The organism is Kocuria kalidii (assembly GCF_044462225.1).
GTDB classification, from domain to species: Bacteria; Actinomycetota; Actinomycetes; order Actinomycetales; family Micrococcaceae; genus Kocuria; species Kocuria kalidii.
In genome coordinates this window covers 1-16,772 of sequence record NZ_JBISWJ010000052.1, presented here as the reverse complement: position 1 = coordinate 16,772, position 16,772 = coordinate 1, and the positions used below count along the sequence as shown (strand labels likewise).

Below are 16,772 nucleotides of genomic sequence, written 5' to 3'. Positions count from 1 at the left end.
CGCCGGGCGCAGCACCCCCGCAGGGGCCGCGCCCGGCGGCGTCGGCAGCCGTCAGGAGCCGGTGCGCTCGTACGAGTCGATCGCCCCGGGGTGGCCCGCCATGAACGCCTCGACCTGCCGGCGGTCGGCCCGCAGGCGGGGATCGTGGTCCAGGTAGTGCTTCGTCTCCCTGGCGACCAGCCCCGAGAGGAGCAGCAGGCCCACGAGGTTCGGGATCGCCATGAGCCCGTTCATGACGTCGGCGAAGTTCCACACCACCGCCAGCGGAACGGTGCAGCCGACGAAGACCACCAGGGAGAACACCACGCGGTAGGGCGCCACCGCGGCGCGCCCGAAGAGCCGCTCCATGCAGCGCTCGCCGTAGTAGGCCCAGCCGAGGATCGTGGAGTACGCGAACAGGACGAGGCCCACGGTCACGACGACGTGGCCCCACTCGCCCGGCAGCCCCCGGCTGAAGGCGTCCCCGGTCATGGTGGCGGCGAGGTCCGCGCCCTGCTCCCACACTCCCGTGGTGATGAGCACGAGCCCCGTGAAGGTGACCACGATGATCGTGTCGATGAACGTCTGGGTCATGGAGACCAGTCCCTGGCGCACCGGGTGCGTGGTCCGGGCGGCGGCCGCGGCGATCGCGGCCGAGCCCATGCCGGACTCGTTGGAGAAGATGCCGCGGGCCACGCCCATCTGCACGGCGAGCACGAGGGCCGAGCCGGCGAAGCCGCCGACCGCCGCGGTGCCGGTGAAGGCGTCGGAGAGGATGAGCAGGATCGCCTGCGGGACGGCCGCCGCGTTGACGACCAGGATGAACAGCGCACCCAGCACGTAGAAGAGGATCATGAACGGGACGAGCGCCGCGGTCACCCGGCCGATGGCCTTGATGCCGCCCACGAGCACGGCCAGCGTCATCAGCGCGAGCACCACGCCGGTGAGCCAGGTCGGCACCCCGAAGGAGCCCTCCACGTTCGAGGCGATGGAGTTGCCCTGGGTCATGTTGCCGATGCCGAACGCGGCCAGCGCCGCGGCGATCGCGAAGAAGACGGCCAGGAACCTGCCGAGGCCGCTGCGGATGCCTCGCTCCAGGTAGTACTGCGGCCCGCCGGAGATCTCCCCCTTGGCGTCCGTGGTGCGGAAGCGCACCGCCAGGAACGCCTCGGCGTACTTCGAGGCCATGCCGAGCAGGCCGGTGACCCACATCCAGAACAGGGCCCCGGGCCCGCCGATCGAGATCGCGGTGGCCACGCCCACGATGTTGCCGGTTCCGACGGTCGCGGCGAGCGCCGTGGTCAGCGCCTGGAACTGGGTGACGTCCCCGCCGCGGGCGTCCGCGTCCCGGCGCTCGAACAGGGCCAGGCGCAGGGCGGGGCCGAGCGTGCGGAACTGCAGCGCGCCCAGCCGGACGGTGAGGTACAGGCCGGTGAGCAGGAGCAGCGGCACGAGGACGTAGGGTCCCCAGATGATGCCGCCCAGCGTGCCGAGGGCAGTCTCGATGGACTGGAGCATGTGTTCTCCCGGGGGTGTCGGGTGGATGCGGACGCGGGGCCGGGAGGAGGTGGTGACCTCTGTCTCGGCACGACGCATCTAACCACAGCCGCCCCGGCCCGGCGGTCATTGCCGGGCGAGCCGCTCCTCCCCGGTGCTGCGCGGGCGCCTCCCGGGCCGGACCGTCGCCACCCGGTCCCGTGCGGGCGTCCCGCCCCCACCGCGCGGGCCTGCGGTCAGGGTCCGGGACGCGCGGCGGGGCCCTCCGGCGCCCCCTGCGAGAGCCGGCGCGCCAGCAGCACGGCGCCCGTGGCGAGCAGCGAGCACACCGCCATGGACACGGCCATCGGCACCGCGGTGTGCTGCCCGCCCAGACCGGTCAGCGGGCTCACGAGACCGCCCAGGAGGAACTGGACCAGTCCGAGCACCGCCGACCCGGCCCCGGCCCGCCCGGGGACCCGGGCCTGGGCGAGGGCCACGGCGTTGCCCATGACGAAGCCGATGCAGGTCTGGCTCACGAACAGGTGCGCCAGCGTGGTCCACCCCGTGATCCCGGTCAGGACCAGTCCCAGGCCCACCACGTTGACGGCGCCCATGACCACGATCGCGGTGCGGAGGATCGTGCCGGGCTCGATCCGGTCGACGAGCCGGGTGTTGACGACGGCGCCCATGATCGAGCCGCCCGCGTTGACGGCGAAGACCACGGAGTAGCCGAGCGCCGAGTAGCCGAGCACGTTCTGCACGACGAAGGAGGAGGCGGAGATGTAGGAGAACAGCGCGCCGAACGCGAGGCCGAACGCGAGCGCGTAGGCCATGAAGGACGGCGTGCGCAGGACCCGCCAGGAGCCGGTGACGACGGCGCCCACGCCGCCGCGGTGCCGCCGGTGCGGCGGCAGGGTCTCGGGGATCACGAGCACGGAGCACACGAGCATCAGCAGCCCGAACGCCGCGAGCACCCAGAACACGGTCTGCCACGGCGCGACCGTGGCGATCACCCCGCCCAGCAGCGGGGCCACCACCGGGGCGAGGGACGTGATGGTCGCCAGGATCGAGAACAGCTTCGCGGCCCGCCGGCCGGAGGCCAGGTCCGAGACCACGGCGCGGGCGATCACCACGCCCGCCGCCCCGGAGAGGCCCTGGAGGGCCCGCAGGACCAGCACCACCCCGATGCCCGGGGCCAGGACCACGGCGACGGAGCTGAGCAGGAACAGGGCGTTCCCGGCGACCATGAGCCGGTGCCGGCCGAGCACGTCGGACACCGGCCCGAGCAGGAACTGCCCCACGGCCATGCCGATCATGTACGTGGTCAGGGTCAGCTGCACGGCGGAGGCCGAGGCCCCGAAGTGCCCCGCCATGGCCGGCATCGAGGCCAGGTACATGTCGGTGGCCATCGGGCTCACCGCGCTGAGGATCCCCAGCGCCGCCACGAGCACCACCCCGTCCCGGCCGCCGGACAGGCGCAGCCGGGAGCGCAGGGGGTCCTCGGGAGGCGGTGAGCTCATGGGAGTCCTTCGGCAGGGGTCCGCGGGTGCGGGCGCAGGTGCGGCGGCGCGGGCCGCGACTCATGCTATCGGTGCCGCGGCGCGGACGTCAGCGCCGAGGACAGGGCGGACGACGGCGGCAGGACCGCTGCCGGGGCGACGGCAGGAAGGACGGCGGGGACAATGTGCCCATGAGACTCGCCGTGTACACCGGGGCCTCCCTCGGCTCCGATCCCCGGTTCGCCGCGGCCGCCCGGGCCTTCGGCACCGCCCTCGCCCGCCGCGGGGTGGGCGTCGTGTACGGCGGCGGCCACGTGGGGCTGATGGGCGTCGTCGCCGACGCCGCACTGGCCGCCGGGGGCGAGGTGATCGGGGTGATGCCGCAGTCCCTGGTCGACGACGAGGCGGCCCACACGGGGCTGACCGAGCTGCGCGTCGTCCGGACGATGCACGAGCGCAAGGCGGGAATGGCCGCCCTCGCGGACGGGTTCGTGGCCCTTCCCGGCGGCCTGGGCACTGTCGAGGAGATCTTCGAGGCGTGGACCTGGTTGCAGCTGGGGGTGCACGCGGAGCCGGTCGGCTTCCTCGACGTGGCCGGCTACTGGAGGCCCCTGCTGGACGCGGTGACCGCGATGTCCGCGGCCGGGCTCGTGCGCCCCGAGCACCGGGACGCCGTCGTGGTCGCGCAGGACGCGGAGGAGCTGCTCGCCCGGTTCGCGGCGTGGGAGCCGCCGCACCGGCCCGTCCCCGGCGACGGGCCCTCGACCCCCCCGGTCTGCGCCTAGGATGTAGGGCGATGAGCGAGCACACCCCTTCCCCCGCCGAAGAGCCCGCGCAGGGCCCCGTCCCCGAGGAGTTCCACCGCAGGCCGTACTCCTTCGTGCGCCGCGGCGACCGCCTCACCGCGCGCCGCCAGAAGGCCTGGGACGACTGGGCGCCCACCCGGGTGCTCGACGTCCCCCGGGTGCGCACCGACACGTCCGTCCACCCGGACCACGAGTTCGACGCCGCCGCGGCCTTCGGGCGCCGGGCGCCCCTGGTCGTGGAGGTCGGCTCGGGTCTCGGCGAGGCGGTCGTGCACGCCGCCGCCCAGCGCCCCGACCGCGACCACCTCGCCGTGGAGGTGTACAAGCCCGGGATCGCGGACCTGCTGCTCAAGGCGGGCCAGGCCGGTGTGCAGAACGTCCGCGTGGTGCAGGCCAACGCTCCCGAGGTCCTGGAGCACATGCTCGCCCCGGCCTCGGTCGACGAGCTGTGGGTCTTCTTCCCGGACCCGTGGCACAAGACCCGCCACCACAAGCGGCGCCTCGTCTCTCCCGCGTTCGCCGAGCTCGCCGCCCGGGTGCTCGCGCCGGGCGGGCTGTGGCGGCTCGCCACGGACTGGCAGGAGTACGCCCTGGTGATGCGGGAGGTCCTGGACGCGTCCCCGCACTTCGAGAACGTGCACCCGGGCCCCCTCGCCGACGACGAGCACCCGGACGCCGGCTGGGCCCCGCGCTGGGAGGGACGGGTCCTCACGAGCTTCGAGCGGAAGGCGCAGGAGGCGGGTCGCGTCCCGCGCGACCTCACCTACCGCCGCACGGCGTGAGCGCGGCCGCCGTCCCGGAGCGGGACGGCTCCGTCGTCGTCGCCCCGGGCGACCACCGCGCGCGGCCGCTGCTCGGAGGCCTGCACCGCGAGTACGTGCGGCGCTAGGGCCCGAGATCGGGGCGGAGGAGACGGCGCACCACCCCGTGGACGACTTCACCGGCCCCACGGGCGGGCTCGTGCTCCTCCTCGAGGACGGCCGGGCGGTGGGCGGCGGTGCACCGCTCCAGGGCTGCGCCGCTGACGGCGCCGGCCCCGTCCGGTCAGCGCTCCTGCTGGCGCGGCGGCCGGTACAGCACCACGGCTTGGGAGATCTTGCGGGCCCGGGGACGCGCCCCGCGGGCCATGCGCACCACGTCCCCGCCGGCGCCCGCGGCGAAGATCCGGGAGGACTCCTCGGCCCGGTCCCGCGCGGTCTCGAGCTCTCGGGACAGCTCCGCGACGCGCACCCGCAGGGCAGCGACCTGGTTCTCCAGCTGGAGGATGCGCCGGATGCCCTCGAGGGACACGCCCTGCTGGGACAGCACCTGGATCTGCTGCAGCTTCTCGATGTCGCGCTGGGAGTAGCGGCGTGCCCTGCCGGGCGCCCGGGACGGCTTGACGAGACCCAGCCGGTCGTACTGGCGCAGCGTCTGCGGGTGCATCTCCGCGATCTCCGCGGCCACGGAGATCACGAACAGCGGCTGGTCGGCGTCGAGGGCCATCTCAGACCCGCGCCTTCTCGGCCAGGCCGCCCCGGGGGTCCTCGCCCGCGGTCGCCTCGGCGAACGCCCGGACGGCGGCCTGCGCCTGCTCGTCGAGCTCGGCCGGGACGTGCACCTCGACCGTGACGATGAGGTTCCCGGTGCCCCTGGTCGTGCTGAACCCGCGCCCCTTGACGCGGAAGCGCCGTCCCGAGGACGTGCCCGCGGGCACCTTCAGCCGCACGGTGCCGCCGTCCATGACGGGCACCTCGATCGTGGCGCCCAGGGCGGCCTCGGGGAACGTGATCGGCACGGTGACCTCGACGTCGTCCGTGCCCTCCACCCGGGTGAAGAAGGGGTGCGGCACCACGTGGACGGTGACGTAGAGGTCGCCGGAGCCGCCGGGCCCCGAGTGGCCCTTGCCGGCGAGCTTGAGCTTCTGCCCGTCGCGCACTCCCTGGGGGACGCGCACCGTGGTCTCCTGGCCGTTGCCCCGCCGCAGCTTGACCGTGGTGCCGTGCACCGAGGAGCGGAACGGGATGGTCGTCTCCGTCCGGATGTCCTCCCCGCGCGCCGGCGGGGCCTGGTAGCCGCCCGGGGCCCCGTACCCGGTCTGCCCGCCGAACTGGGAGAACAGGTCCTCGAACCCGCCCGGGCCGCCGGGTCCGCCCGTGGAGTAGCTGGTGCGGCGACGGCGGCCGCCGCCACCGCCGAAGATGTCGCCGAAGAGGTCCTCGAAGTTCGCCGAGCCGCCGGCGGCTCCCGGACCGCCTGCGGTGAAGCGCGCGCCGGAGCCCATCGCGCGGATCGCGTCGTACTGCTTGCGCTCCTCGGGGTCGGAGAGCACCGAGTTCGCCTCCGCGATGTCCTTGAACCTCTGCTCGGCCTGCGCGTCCCCCGGGTTCTGGTCCGGGTGGAACTCGCGGGCGAGCTTGCGGTACGCCTTCTTGACGTCGGCTGCGGACGCGTCCTTGGAGACGCCGAGAATGCTGTAGAAGTCCTTGTCGATCCAGTCCTGGCTGGCCATGACGCCTCCTTTCTGTGGGGCCGGTCGGGGTCCTGTCGAACAGGGCCCGGTGGTTGTCCTGGGCCCGTCCCCGGCGCCTCGGCGCCGGGAACGGTGGACGGGTCAGGGGAGGCCCGGTGGACGGACCTCCCCTGCCGTCGTGCGGATCAGGCCGGGACCGGCCTCACTCGGCGACCGCGACGGCGACCTGCGCCGGCCGCACCACGCGTTCGTCGATCCGGAAGCCGGAGCGCAGCACCATCGAGACCTGGTCGGGCTCGACCTCGCTCGTGGGCTGCTGCAGCACCGCCTCGTGGACGTTGGGGTCGAACCTCTCCCCGATCTCCCCGATGCGGACGAGCCCCTGCCGCACGAGGATCTCCTCGAGCTTGTTCGCGATCGCCGCGAACGGGCCGTCGGTGAGGTCTCCCGCCTGGCGGGCCGCGTCGATGTCGTCGAACACCGGCAGCAGCGTCTGCAGGAGGTCGCCCGTCACGAAGGTCCGCAGCTGCTCCTTCTCGCGTGCCGTGCGGTGCTTGAAGTTCACGAACTCGGCCTGCAGCCGGCGCAGCTCCTCGAGCCGCTCCTCGGCCAGGGCCGCCGCCGGGGACTCCTCCCCCGCGGCCGCCGGCCCGGCGTCTCCCGACTCGGCGTCGGTCGACTGGGGCGTCGAGAGGATGTCGTCCACCGTCAGGCCCTCCGGCCCGGCCTCCTCGCGGGAGCCGTCGCCGGAGTCCTGCGCACGGTGCTCGTCGGGGTGCGCGGCGGGGTCCCCGGAAGGGCTCCCGGCGTCGTTCTGCGCCGCGTTCTCGTCGGGTCCTGGCGTGGGGTCGGGCATGCTCACTTCTTCTCGTCCTCGTCGTCGACGACCTCCGCGTCGACGATGTCCTCGTCACCGGTGGCACCGGTGGCCCCCGCACCCGGGGCGCCCTCGGCACCCTCGGTCTGCGACTGGGCGTAGAGGGCCTCGCCGAGCTTGGTCTGGGACTGCTGCAGCTTGTCGTAGGCCGTCTTCACGGCGTCGTCGTCCTCGCCCTCGAGCGCCTGCTTCAGGGCGTCGACGTCCGCCTGCACCTCGGACTTGACGTCCGCGGGCAGCTTCTCGTCGTTGTCCTTCAGCAGCTTGTCGACGGAGTAGGCCTGCTGCTCCGCGTTGTTGCGCAGGTCCGCCGCCTCGCGGCGCACCCGGTCCGCCTCGGCGTTGGCCTCGGCGTCCTTGACCATGCGGTCGATGTCCTCCTTGGAGAGGGAGGACCCGCCGGTGATGGTCATCGACTGCTCGGTGCCGGTGCCCTTGTCCTTGGCGGAGACGTGCACGATGCCGTTGGCGTCGATGTCGAACGTGACCTCGATCTGCGGCATGCCGCGCGGGGCGGGGGCGATGCCGGTCAGCTCGAAGGTGCCCAGGTTCTTGTTGTCCCGGGTGAACTGGCGCTCGCCCTGGAAGACCTGGATGGACACGGACGGCTGGTTGTCCTCCGCGGTGGTGAAGGTCTCGGACCGCTTGGTCGGGATGGCCGTGTTGCGCTCGATGAGCTTGGTCATCACACCGCCCTTGGTCTCGATGCCCAGCGACAGCGGGGTCACGTCGATCAGCAGGACGTCCTTGCGGTCGCCCTTGAGCACGCCGGCCTGGATGGCCGCGCCGACGGCGACGACCTCGTCCGGGTTGACGCCCTTGTTGGGCTCCTTGCCGGCCAGGCGCTGGACGGTCTCGACGACCGCGGGCATGCGGGTCGAGCCGCCGACGAGGACCACGTGGTCGATGTCGGACACGGAGATGCCGGCCTCGGCGATGACGTCCTTGAACGGCTTCTCGGTGCGCTCGAGCAGGTCCCGGGTCAGCTCCTCGAACTTCGCGCGGGTGAGCCGCTCGTCCAGGTGCACGGGGCCCTCGGGGGTCACGGAGAGGTACTGCAGGGAGATGTTGGTGCTGGTCGCGGAGGACAGCTCCTTCTTGGCCTGCTCCGCGGTCTCCTTGAGGCGCTGCAGGGCGATCTTGTCCTTGGACAGGTCGGCGCCGGTCTTGGACTTCACCTGGGACAGCAGCCAGTCGACGATCCGCTGGTCCCAGTCGTCGCCGCCGAGGCGGTTGTCACCGGCGGTCGAGCGGACCTGGATGGTGGAGAAGTCGTCCTCGTCCTTGCCGACCTCCAGCAGGGAGACGTCGAACGTGCCGCCGCCGAGGTCGAAGACCAGGATGAGCTCGTCCTCCTTGCCCTTCTCCAGGCCGTAGGCGAGCGCGGCCGCGGTGGGCTCGTTGACGATGCGCAGCACGTTCATGCCGGCGACCTCACCGGCCTCCTTGGTGGCCTGGCGCTCGGCGTCGTTGAAGTAGGCCGGAACGGTGATCACGGCGTCGGTGACCTTGTCGCCGAGGTAGGACTCGGCGTCGGTCTTGAGCTTCATGAGGATGCGCGCGGAGATCTCCTGCGGCGTGTACTTCTTGCCCTCGATGTCGGTGGACCACCCGGTGCCCATGTGGCGCTTGACCGAGGCGATGGTGCGGTCCACGTTGGTCACGGCCTGGCGCTTGGCGATGTCGCCGACCAGGGTCTCGCCGTCCTTGGAGAAGGCGACGACGGACGGGGTGGTCCGGTTGCCCTCGGCGTTGGCGATGACGGTGGGCTCGCCGCCCTCCAGCACGGACACCACGGAGTTGGTGGTGCCGAGATCGATTCCTACTGCACGGGACATGGACGTGTTCTCCTTCGTGTCGAGCTGAACCGGGCGGGCCGTCGTGGCCCCGTTGCGATCCCGGAGGTCTCAGGTCTTGAGTTTTCCTGGCTCAAGTCTGCCAGGTGAGCGGCCGTTGTCAACTCGACTTGAGCCGCATCGACTCAATCTATGTGCGGCCCCGTGCGTGAGCCTCCGCTCGCCGCCTCCTGCGGCGACAGCTCTTCGGTAGACTGGGCTGGCGCGCCCGGACCGCCGGGCGCCCCGACGACAGCTCCGGGCCCGACCCGCACGCGACCGCACGCACCGACACGACACCGCACGCACTCCGACACCGCAGGAGCCATCATGAGCAGCACACCACCCCATTCACCACAGCCGCCGGAACCCGGCACGTCCGCCCGCCGGACGAAGCCCCGGGAGGTGCTGCGGCAGATCAACTACCCCCACGGCGTCCACCCCGCCCTGGTCCCCGGGCTCGCCGTCGAGGACCAGAAGCTGCGCTACGGTACCGACAAGGTGGTCTTCCTCGTCACCGCCGCGCTGATCGTGGCGTTCATCGCCTGGGGCGTGCTCTCCACCGAGTCCCTGACCGTCGCCTCCACCGCCGCCCTGGGCTGGGTCACCGGCAACGCCGGCTGGTTCTTCACCGCCCTGTCCACGGCGGCCGTCCTGTTCATGCTCGTCGTCGGCTTCAGCCGCACGGGCCGTATCCCGCTGGGCATGGACGACGAGAAGCCCGAGTACTCGTTCTTCTCGTGGCTCGCCATGCTCTTCGCCGCCGGCATGGGCATCGGCCTGATGTTCTACGGCGCCTCCGAGCCCCTGAGCCACTTCGGCGCCGGCGTCCCCGGCTTCGGGGCGGACCCCGGCTCCGAGGAGATGACCGTCTACGCCCTCGTCCAGACCGCGTTCCACTGGGGACTCAACCCCTGGGCGATGTACGCCGTGGTCGGCGCGGCCGTCGCCTACGGCGCGTACCGCCGCGGCCGTCCTCCGCTCATCAGCCGGATCTTCGTGCCGCTGATCGGCCAGCGGCGCGCCGAGGGCGGCCTGGGCCGGCTCATCGACGTGTTCGCCATCTTCGCGACCCTCTTCGGCACCGCGGCCTCCCTCGGGATCGGCGCGCTGCAGATCGCCCGGGGCCTCGAGCTCGTCGCCGGCTGGGGGCCGCTCGGCAACGGCGGCCTCATCGTCGTCATCGCGGTGCTCACCGCCGCCTTCGTGGTCTCCGCCGTCTCCGGCGTGGCCCGCGGCATCCGCTACCTCTCCAGCACGAACCTGCTGCTGGCCTTCCTGCTCGCCCTGTTCGTGTTCGTGGCCGGGCCCACCGTCCTGATCCTGGACCTGGTCCCCGCGGTGTTCAGCACGTACCTGCAGGAGTACCTGTGGATGACCGGGCAGACCGGCGGCTGGGGCGAGGACTCGACCGCCTTCGCCGGCGGCTGGACCGTCTTCTACTGGGCCTGGTGGCTGTCCTGGTCCCCGTTCGTCGGGATGTTCATCGCCAAGATCTCCCGCGGCCGCACGCTGCGCCAGTTCGTGACCGTGGTGCTCGTGGTCCCCTCCTCGATGTGCGTCCTCTGGTTCGTGGTCATCGGCGGCACCTCCATGTACCTGCAGCGCACCGGGACCGACCTCGCGGCCGCGGGCGGCCAGGAGGCCGCGCTGTTCGGGATGCTCGACGCCCTGCCCTTCGGGGCGATCACCTCGGTGCTGGCGATGCTCATCATCGCCATCTTCTTCGTGACGAGCGCGGACTCCGCCTCGATCGTGATGGGCACGCTGTCCCAGCAGGGCCGGCCCGAGCCCACCCGGGCGATCGTCGTGTTCTGGGGTCTGTGCCTCGGCGGGATCGCGGCCGTCATGATGCTCGTGGGCGGCGACGACGCCCTGACCGGCATGCAGAACCTCGTGACCGTCTCGGCCCTGCCGTTCGCCGTGATCGTCGCCTTCCTGATGGTCTCGTTCTACAAGGACCTGCGCAGCGACCCGGCGACGATCCGCCACGAGTTCGCCGTCACGGCCGTGCGCAAGGCGGTGATCCACGGCATCGAGGAGCACGGCGACGACTTCGCCCTGCAGGTGGAGCACGCCCCGGGCTCCCGCGCCGCCGGCGAGACGTTCGACTCGCACCACCCGGACGTCACCGACTGGTACCGGCGGGTCGACGAGAACGGCGAGGAGCTCGACCTCTCCGCGGAGACCGGTTCGCACGCGGACGGCTCGCCCGCGGACGGTTCGCACCGGGAGGAAGCGCACCCGGACCGTGCTCCGGACGCGGCGCACCTGGACCCGGACGAGGAGCACGCGCTCGACCCGACCGTCCGTCGGCCCTGATCGACCGCTGCGAGGTGCGGCCGTCGCCCCCGGGCGGCGGCCGCACGTCGCGCGACGGGAGCGCACGGCTTAGAATGCCCGCTATGTATTCGATCGTGGCCGTGTGCACCGGCAACATCTGCCGCTCCCCCATGGCGGAGTTCGCGCTGCGCCGCGCCTTCGAGGCCGCCGGGCTGGCCGGGCACGTCCGCGTCGACTCCGCAGGCGTCAGCGACGAGGAGCTGGGCAACCCCGTGGACCCGCGTGCCGGCGAGCTGATGCGCCGCGCGGGGCTGGACGCCTCCCGGCACGCCGCGCAGGTGTTCGATCCCGTCCGATTCGCCGACCGCGACCTCGTCCTGGCCCTGGACGTGGTCCACTGGCGCCGCCTGCGCACGCTCGCCCCGGACGAGGCCGCCGCCGCCAAGGTGCACCTGCTGCGGGAGTTCGATCCCGCCGTCGCCGGTGAGGAGCGCAGCGGCCTCGGCATCTACGACCCGTGGTACGGAGGTCCGGAGGACTTCGAGACCACCTACGGCATGATCGCCGCCGCCGTCCCGGGGGTCGTCCGCGCCGTCGCCCGGGAGCTCGGCACCGCCCGGGACGCCGCGCAGGACGCCGCGCAGGACGCCGGGCGAGCGTGATCGACATCGAGCTGGAGCTGGACCCGTCGGTCGCGGCGGCCAATCCCGCCGGCACCAATCTGGCGCAACTGCTCCCCTCCCCGACCCGGCGCCCCTACCTGATCGGCATCGACGGCCGCTCGGGCGCCGGCAAGACCAGTCTCGCCGAGCAGCTCGCCACGGTGCTGCGGCCCGTGCGGGACGTGACGCTCTTCCACCTCGAGGACCTCTACCCCGGCTGGGACGGGCTGGGACCGGGCCGGCGCACCTACGTGGACGAGGTGCTCACCCCCCTCGACGAGGGCCGTGACGCCGAGTGGAGCGCCTGGGACTGGGTCACCGGCTCCCCCGGCACCCCGCGGCTGACCCGGGTGGCGGAGGTCGTCGTCCTGGAGGGCGTCGGCGCGTGCAGCACCGAGGCCCGCGAGCTGCTGGACGTCTCCGTGTGGGTCGAGCTGCCCACCGCGCTGCGCTACGACCGGGCCCTGAGCCGGGACGGCGCGTACTACGCGGAGCACTGGGACCGATGGGCCGCTCAGGAGGACGCCTACCTGGCGGAGGACCACGTCTGGGAACAGGTGGACATCCTGCACCCCGGCCCGGTCTGCTGACCGCGCGGCCGGACCGACAGGAGAACCCCGTGACCACCACCGTCGTCGTCCTCGACGCCGCCCACCCGCAGGGCGTCCTCGCCGACCCGTCCGTGCCGCTCGTGCGGATCGACGACCAGGGGCTCACCCGCGGCGACGGGGTGTTCGAGACCATGCGGGCCGTCGACGGTCACGTCCGGAAGTTCGAGGCCCACCACCAGCGCCTCTCGTCCTCCGCGCGGCTCGCGCAGCTGCCCGTGCCCTCCCCGCAGGACCTGCGCGGGGCGGTGGAACTGGCGCTCGCCCACGCCGCGCCCGGCGGGGACGGCGGACTCGGCGCGGAGCACAGCGTCAAGGTCGTCGTCAGCCGCGGCGCCCCGGAGGCCGGGCCGTGGTCCTGGATCGCGGTGAGCCCCGTGCCCGAGACCACGTTCCGGCAGCGCCGGGAGGGCGTGACGGCGGTGCTGCTGCCCCGCGGCCACGACCCCGCCCAGGACGCCGGGTACCCGTGGCTGCTGCCGGGGGCCAAGACCCTCTCCTACGCGATCAACATGGCCGCCCTGCGCCACGCCCGCTCACTCGGTGCGGACGAGGCCGTCTTCACCACGGAGGGCCGCAGGGTCCTCGAGGGGGCGACGTCGTCCGTGGTCTGCGCCCGCGTGCGCGCCGGGCGCCGCACCCTGCTCACGCCCGAGCCCTCGCACGGGGTCCTGCCCGGCACCACGCAGGCCAAGATCTTCACCGCCGCCCGGCAGGACGGCTGGGAGCTCGGCTACGGGCCGCTGTACCCGGCGGACCTCATGGAGGCGGACGCCGTGTGGCTGGTCTCCAGCGTCCGGCTCGCGGTGCCGGTGCGCGGGCTCGACCACCAGCCGCTGCCGGTGGACCCGGAGCTCACCCGGCTGGTCACCGGCTGGGTCTCGCAGGCCTGAGCCGGGCTCAGGCCCAGACGAACCGGTGCGCCCCGAGCAGGGCGGACAGCGCCGGTCCCGCCGCGGCGGCCACCGCGCAGCCCGTGAGGACCACCGTGTCCCGCCAGGAGCACCCCGGGACGCGGGCCCACGTGCGCGGCCCTGCGCCGAAACCCCGGGCCTCCATCGTGACCGACAGCCGGGTGGCCCGGCGCAGGGACTGCACGAGCAGCGTGAACGCCTGGCCGCCGAACTCCCGCAGCGCGCCCACCGGCCCGTGCCCGGTTCCCGCGCCGCGCGCCCGGCGAGCCATCGCGAGCGTGTCCCACTCGGTGACCATCACGCCCACCAGCCGCAGCGCCGCCAGGGACGCGAGCACGAAGCGGGCCGGGAGGCGGACCGTCTGGGCGAGGCCGTCCGCGAGATCCGTGGGGTCCGTGGTGAGCACGAGCATCAGCCCCGGGAGCGCCAGGGCCAGTCCGCGCAGCGCGATCGCCGCCCCCGCCGCCACCGAACCGGCCGAGATCTCGGTGGGTCCGAGGTCGAGCAGCACCGCTCCCGAGTCCTCGGCCAGCAGGGCCGTGCCCCACCCGCTCACGAGGGCGGCCACGGCCACCGGCCACGCCCGGACCAGCAGCGCGAGCGGGCGCTGACCGGCCAGCGCCAGGAGCAGGACCTCGCCCAGGAGCACGGTCCCCGACGTCACGGGGTCCGCGCTGACCACGAGCACCGCGGTGAGCAGCAGCGCCCCGGCCAGCTTGACCACGGCGTTCGTCCGGCCCAGCAGGGAGCTGCGGGCCGCGGGGGCGATGACGGCGGAGCTCACCGGGCCGGCTCGCCGGCCGGCCGGAACCGGTGCGGCGCCCGGTGGCCCGCCCCCGGACGGCCCGCCCCCGGACGGCCCGCGGCCGGCGTGCCGGGGCCCGGGTCCCCCAGTTCGAGGACCTCGGCGCCGAGCGCCCGCACGAAGTCCTCGTCGTGCGTCACGGCCAGCACCGACGTGCCGCCGTCCACGAGCTCCACGAGCAGTTCCACGAGCTCCGCCCACGTCACGGCGTCCTGGCCGAACGTGGGTTCGTCGAGCACCAGGACGTCCGGGTCCGTGGCGAGCACCGTGGCCACGGACAGCCGCCGCTTCTCGCCGCCGGAGAGGGTGAACGGGTTCGCCTCGGCCAGATGGGTGAGCCGCAGCCGGCGGAGCAGCTCGTCCGTGCGGCGCTCCCGCTCGGCCGCCGGCGTGCCCGCCAGGCGGGGGCCCAGCTCGAGCTCGGCGCGCACGGTGCCCCGCAGGAACTGGTGCTCGGGCTCCTGGAAGACCGTCCCCACGCGCGCCACGAGCTCCCTCCCGCTCCAGTCCAGGGGGTCGGGACCCGCGCCGCGGTCGAGGCGCGGATGGGCGACCACCGTGCCCCGCACGGGGGCGAGCAGGCCCGCGAGCGTCAGCGCGAGGGTGGACTTGCCGGCGCCGTTGGGCCCGGTGAGCGCGAGCACGCGGCCGCGGCACAGGCTCAGTCCGACGTCGGCCACCGCCGTGGGGAGGTCCCGGGCGTCGGTGGCGTCGTCCGCGGGCAGCCCCCGGCGCCGGGCCCGCCGCCGGGCGCACAGCCGGCGGGCCGAGGGCTGGGTGCGCGAGACGGACAGACGGGCGGCGCTCAGCAGCGGCTCGCCACCCTGCCCGGCGCGGCCCTCCGCGGTCGGCTCCGTGGTCGGGCCGGCGGAGGGCCGTGCGGGTCCGCGCGTCGCCGGGACCCGCCCGGGCACCCACACCCCGGCCCGGCTCAGCTCGTCGGCGGCCGCCCCCAGCACCTGCGCGGGGGGCCCGTCGTGGGTGATGCCCCCGTCGTGGCCGAGCACGACGACGCGGTCCACGACCTCGGCCCACACGGCGACGCGGTGCTCCACGACCACGAGGGTCGCCCCGCTGCGGTCCAGGCAGGACACCACGGCGTCGCGGACCTGCCGCACGCCGGCGGGGTCCAGGTTGGCGGTCGGCTCGTCGAGCAGCAGCAGCCCGGGGCTCATGGCCACGGCGCCCGCGAGCGCCAGGCGCTGCTTCTGCCCGCCGGACAGGGCCGCCGTGGAGTGATCGAGGGGGAGGCCCAGGCCCACGTCGTCGAGGGCCGCGCGCACCCGCGGCCAGATCTGCTCGCGCGGCACCGCGAGGTTCTCGAGGCCGAAGGCGGTGTCGTCGCCGATCCGGGAGAGCACCACCTGCGACTCGGGGTCCTGCTGCACGAGCCCGGCCCGGCCGCGTGCCTCCTCGGGCGGCGTGCCGTCGAGCAGCAGCTCGCCGGACCGGGACTGTCCGTCCTCGTCGTGGAGGACTCCCGCCAGGGCGTGCAGGAACGTCGACTTGCCCGCCCCGCTGGGGCCCAGGAGGAGCACCCGCTCCCCCGGCTCCACCACCAGGTCGAGTCCGCGCAGGGCCGCCGCGTCCCGGCCGGGGTGGTGCCAGCCGAAGCCGTCGGCCTCGACGCGCGCTCCGCGGGCTGCGGGTGCCGCGGGGCGCCCGGCCGTGGAGGACGTCATCGCCGGACGGCCCGGCCCGAGGCGAGGCCCTGCAGGACGCCCGTCGCGGCGAGGGCCTTCACGACGGCCTGCATGAGCAGGCCGGCGAGCACCGCCCCGGAGAGCGCCGCCAGGACCACGTAGGCCACCTGGTGGCCGAGCGCCCACTCGTAGTTGTAGACGATGTTCTCGTTGACGCCGAGGAAGACCCCGCTCACGGCGCCCGCGACGGCCGCGACGAGGGCGTCGAACCTGCGGTACCGGAAGGCGGCGAAGGCCAGTTCCGCGCCGATCCCCTGGACGAGGCCGGAGAGGATGACCAGCAGGCCGAAGTGGGTGCCCAGGAAGCTCTCGATCACGGCGGCGAGCAGCTCGCAGAACAGCGCGGCGCCGGGCTTGCGGATGATCAGCCCGCCGAGCACGCCGGCCACCAGCCAGCCGCCGGCGATCAGCCCCACGGCCGGCGGATAGGCCACCGCGGCCGTGCCGACCACGGGGTAGAGCAGGTTCGACCACGCCCAGAAGACGACCGCGCACACGGCGGCGAGGACCGCGGCCACGACGATGTCGACGACGCGCCAGGACGAGGCACCGGACGTGCCGGGGCGTGCTGCAGGGCGGTGGGTGGTGCTGTTCATGGTGGGTTCCTCCTGGGCTCTGCGAGCCGTCGTTGCCAGGAGGGGACGGGGATCCGCGGGCCGCGCCACCGGCGCGCTCCCGGGGATTCCCCCTGAGATGCTCGACTCCCTTCGCCGGTGCTAACCGGAGCAGGTTCGAGGGTCTGCGGCGATCCGCACTCTCAGCGCCGTGCCGGTGTCCCGGCGGGCAGCGCTCCCCTGTCGTTCAGTGGCACCGAGTCTACCCCTCCCCGCGCCCGCCGCACGCACCGCACATGCCGGAGGGGCCCGTTCC

General features: G+C 73.8%; 15 protein-coding genes and 1 riboswitch. Of the genes, 6 read left to right on the top strand and 9 right to left on the bottom strand.

From position 1 onward, the window contains the following. Positions 1 to 51: 51 nt before the first annotated feature. Both ACH9D3_RS07840 and ACH9D3_RS07835 read right to left on the bottom strand, forming a co-directional pair. Positions 52 to 1,497: an amino acid carrier protein gene (locus tag ACH9D3_RS07840; protein ID WP_396410494.1), complete on the bottom strand. Its 1,446-nt coding sequence runs from the start codon at positions 1,495 to 1,497 to the stop codon at positions 52 to 54. A gap of 215 nt (positions 1,498 to 1,712) precedes the next feature. Further along, positions 1,713 to 2,978 carry a Bcr/CflA family efflux MFS transporter gene (locus ACH9D3_RS07835; RefSeq protein WP_396410493.1) on the bottom strand — a complete coding sequence of 422 codons (1,266 nt, stop codon included), beginning with the start codon at positions 2,976 to 2,978 and terminating at the stop codon, positions 1,713 to 1,715. Between the two features lie 170 nt (positions 2,979 to 3,148). Between ACH9D3_RS07835 and ACH9D3_RS07830 the strand changes: the two genes are divergently transcribed. After that, positions 3,149 to 3,742, top strand: coding sequence for a TIGR00730 family Rossman fold protein (locus ACH9D3_RS07830; protein ID WP_396410492.1), 594 nt, complete (start codon positions 3,149 to 3,151; stop codon positions 3,740 to 3,742). Between the two features lie 11 nt (positions 3,743 to 3,753). Beyond that, positions 3,754 to 4,545 (top strand): tRNA (guanosine(46)-N7)-methyltransferase TrmB, encoded by a 792-nt coding sequence (gene trmB / locus ACH9D3_RS07825; RefSeq protein WP_396398520.1) that lies wholly within the window; start codon positions 3,754 to 3,756, stop codon positions 4,543 to 4,545. 262 nt (positions 4,546 to 4,807) lie between these two features. Here trmB and ACH9D3_RS07820 read toward each other — a convergent pair whose 3' ends face one another. The 4 genes from ACH9D3_RS07820 to dnaK form a co-directional block, all read right to left on the bottom strand. Next, positions 4,808 to 5,248, bottom strand: a complete 441-nt coding sequence (locus tag ACH9D3_RS07820; RefSeq protein ID WP_396398521.1) for a heat shock protein transcriptional repressor HspR — start codon at positions 5,246 to 5,248, stop codon at positions 4,808 to 4,810. A gap of 1 nt (position 5,249) precedes the next feature. Further along, positions 5,250 to 6,254: a DnaJ C-terminal domain-containing protein gene (locus tag ACH9D3_RS07815; RefSeq protein ID WP_396410491.1), complete on the bottom strand. Its 1,005-nt coding sequence runs from the start codon at positions 6,252 to 6,254 to the stop codon at positions 5,250 to 5,252. A gap of 163 nt (positions 6,255 to 6,417) precedes the next feature. Further along, positions 6,418 to 7,077: a nucleotide exchange factor GrpE gene (locus ACH9D3_RS07810; RefSeq protein WP_396398523.1), complete on the bottom strand. Its 660-nt coding sequence runs from the start codon at positions 7,075 to 7,077 to the stop codon at positions 6,418 to 6,420. Beyond that, positions 7,074 to 8,930 carry a molecular chaperone DnaK gene (gene dnaK / locus ACH9D3_RS07805; protein ID WP_396398524.1) on the bottom strand — a complete coding sequence of 619 codons (1,857 nt, stop codon included), beginning with the start codon at positions 8,928 to 8,930 and terminating at the stop codon, positions 7,074 to 7,076. Before dnaK ends, ACH9D3_RS07810 begins: the two co-directional genes overlap by 4 nt. A gap of 327 nt (positions 8,931 to 9,257) precedes the next feature. Here dnaK and ACH9D3_RS07800 point away from each other — a divergent pair, with 327 nt between their 5' ends. From ACH9D3_RS07800 to ACH9D3_RS07785, 4 genes are all read left to right on the top strand, one after another. Beyond that, the gene (locus tag ACH9D3_RS07800; RefSeq protein WP_396410490.1) at positions 9,258 to 11,249 is read left to right on the top strand and encodes a BCCT family transporter; all 1,992 of its coding nucleotides are present in this window, start codon (positions 9,258 to 9,260) and stop codon (positions 11,247 to 11,249) included. A gap of 83 nt (positions 11,250 to 11,332) precedes the next feature. Then, positions 11,333 to 11,872: an arsenate reductase/protein-tyrosine-phosphatase family protein gene (locus ACH9D3_RS07795; RefSeq protein ID WP_396410489.1), complete on the top strand. Its 540-nt coding sequence runs from the start codon at positions 11,333 to 11,335 to the stop codon at positions 11,870 to 11,872. Continuing rightward, a complete protein-coding gene (locus ACH9D3_RS07790) occupies positions 11,869 to 12,462 on the top strand; it encodes a uridine kinase family protein (protein WP_396398527.1) in 594 nt (197 codons plus the stop codon). Before ACH9D3_RS07795 ends, ACH9D3_RS07790 begins: the two co-directional genes overlap by 4 nt. Positions 12,463 to 12,491: 29 nt before the next feature. Then, positions 12,492 to 13,373: an aminotransferase class IV gene (locus ACH9D3_RS07785; RefSeq protein WP_396410488.1), complete on the top strand. Its 882-nt coding sequence runs from the start codon at positions 12,492 to 12,494 to the stop codon at positions 13,371 to 13,373. A gap of 7 nt (positions 13,374 to 13,380) precedes the next feature. Here the strand turns inward: ACH9D3_RS07785 and ACH9D3_RS07780 are convergent, their stop codons facing one another. Genes ACH9D3_RS07780 through ACH9D3_RS07770 form a run of 3 tightly spaced genes read right to left on the bottom strand, consistent with a single transcriptional unit; the run spans position 13,381 to position 16,498 of the window. Then, positions 13,381 to 14,178 carry a CbiQ family ECF transporter T component gene (locus ACH9D3_RS07780; RefSeq protein WP_396410487.1) on the bottom strand — a complete coding sequence of 266 codons (798 nt, stop codon included), beginning with the start codon at positions 14,176 to 14,178 and terminating at the stop codon, positions 13,381 to 13,383. Further along, a complete protein-coding gene (locus ACH9D3_RS07775; RefSeq protein WP_396410486.1) occupies positions 14,175 to 15,881 on the bottom strand; it encodes an ATP-binding cassette domain-containing protein in 1,707 nt (568 codons plus the stop codon). The genes ACH9D3_RS07780 and ACH9D3_RS07775 overlap by 4 nt, the downstream gene beginning before the upstream one ends. After that, positions 15,878 to 16,498 carry an ECF transporter S component gene (locus tag ACH9D3_RS07770; protein ID WP_396398531.1) on the bottom strand — a complete coding sequence of 207 codons (621 nt, stop codon included), beginning with the start codon at positions 16,496 to 16,498 and terminating at the stop codon, positions 15,878 to 15,880. Before ACH9D3_RS07770 ends, ACH9D3_RS07775 begins: the two co-directional genes overlap by 4 nt. 89 nt (positions 16,499 to 16,587) lie before the next feature. Then, positions 16,588 to 16,708, bottom strand: a riboswitch (TPP riboswitch). Positions 16,709 to 16,772 lie beyond the last annotated feature (64 nt).

Coding starts and splice junctions, on each gene's coding strand:
- ACH9D3_RS07835 (WP_396410493.1), bottom strand. CDS start 2,978: ATGAGCTCACCGCCTCCCGAGGACCCCCTGCGCTCCCGGCTGCGCCTG.
- ACH9D3_RS07770 (WP_396398531.1), bottom strand. CDS start 16,498: ATGAACAGCACCACCCACCGCCCTGCAGCACGCCCCGGCACGTCCGGT.
- ACH9D3_RS07830 (WP_396410492.1), top strand. CDS start 3,149: ATGAGACTCGCCGTGTACACCGGGGCCTCCCTCGGCTCCGATCCCCGG.
- dnaK (WP_396398524.1), bottom strand. CDS start 8,930: ATGTCCCGTGCAGTAGGAATCGATCTCGGCACCACCAACTCCGTGGTG.
- ACH9D3_RS07820 (WP_396398521.1), bottom strand. CDS start 5,248: ATGGCCCTCGACGCCGACCAGCCGCTGTTCGTGATCTCCGTGGCCGCG.
- ACH9D3_RS07800 (WP_396410490.1), top strand. CDS start 9,258: ATGAGCAGCACACCACCCCATTCACCACAGCCGCCGGAACCCGGCACG.
- trmB (WP_396398520.1), top strand. CDS start 3,754: ATGAGCGAGCACACCCCTTCCCCCGCCGAAGAGCCCGCGCAGGGCCCC.
- ACH9D3_RS07815 (WP_396410491.1), bottom strand. CDS start 6,254: ATGGCCAGCCAGGACTGGATCGACAAGGACTTCTACAGCATTCTCGGC.
- ACH9D3_RS07840 (WP_396410494.1), bottom strand. CDS start 1,497: ATGCTCCAGTCCATCGAGACTGCCCTCGGCACGCTGGGCGGCATCATC.
- ACH9D3_RS07795 (WP_396410489.1), top strand. CDS start 11,333: ATGTATTCGATCGTGGCCGTGTGCACCGGCAACATCTGCCGCTCCCCC.
- ACH9D3_RS07775 (WP_396410486.1), bottom strand. CDS start 15,881: ATGACGTCCTCCACGGCCGGGCGCCCCGCGGCACCCGCAGCCCGCGGA.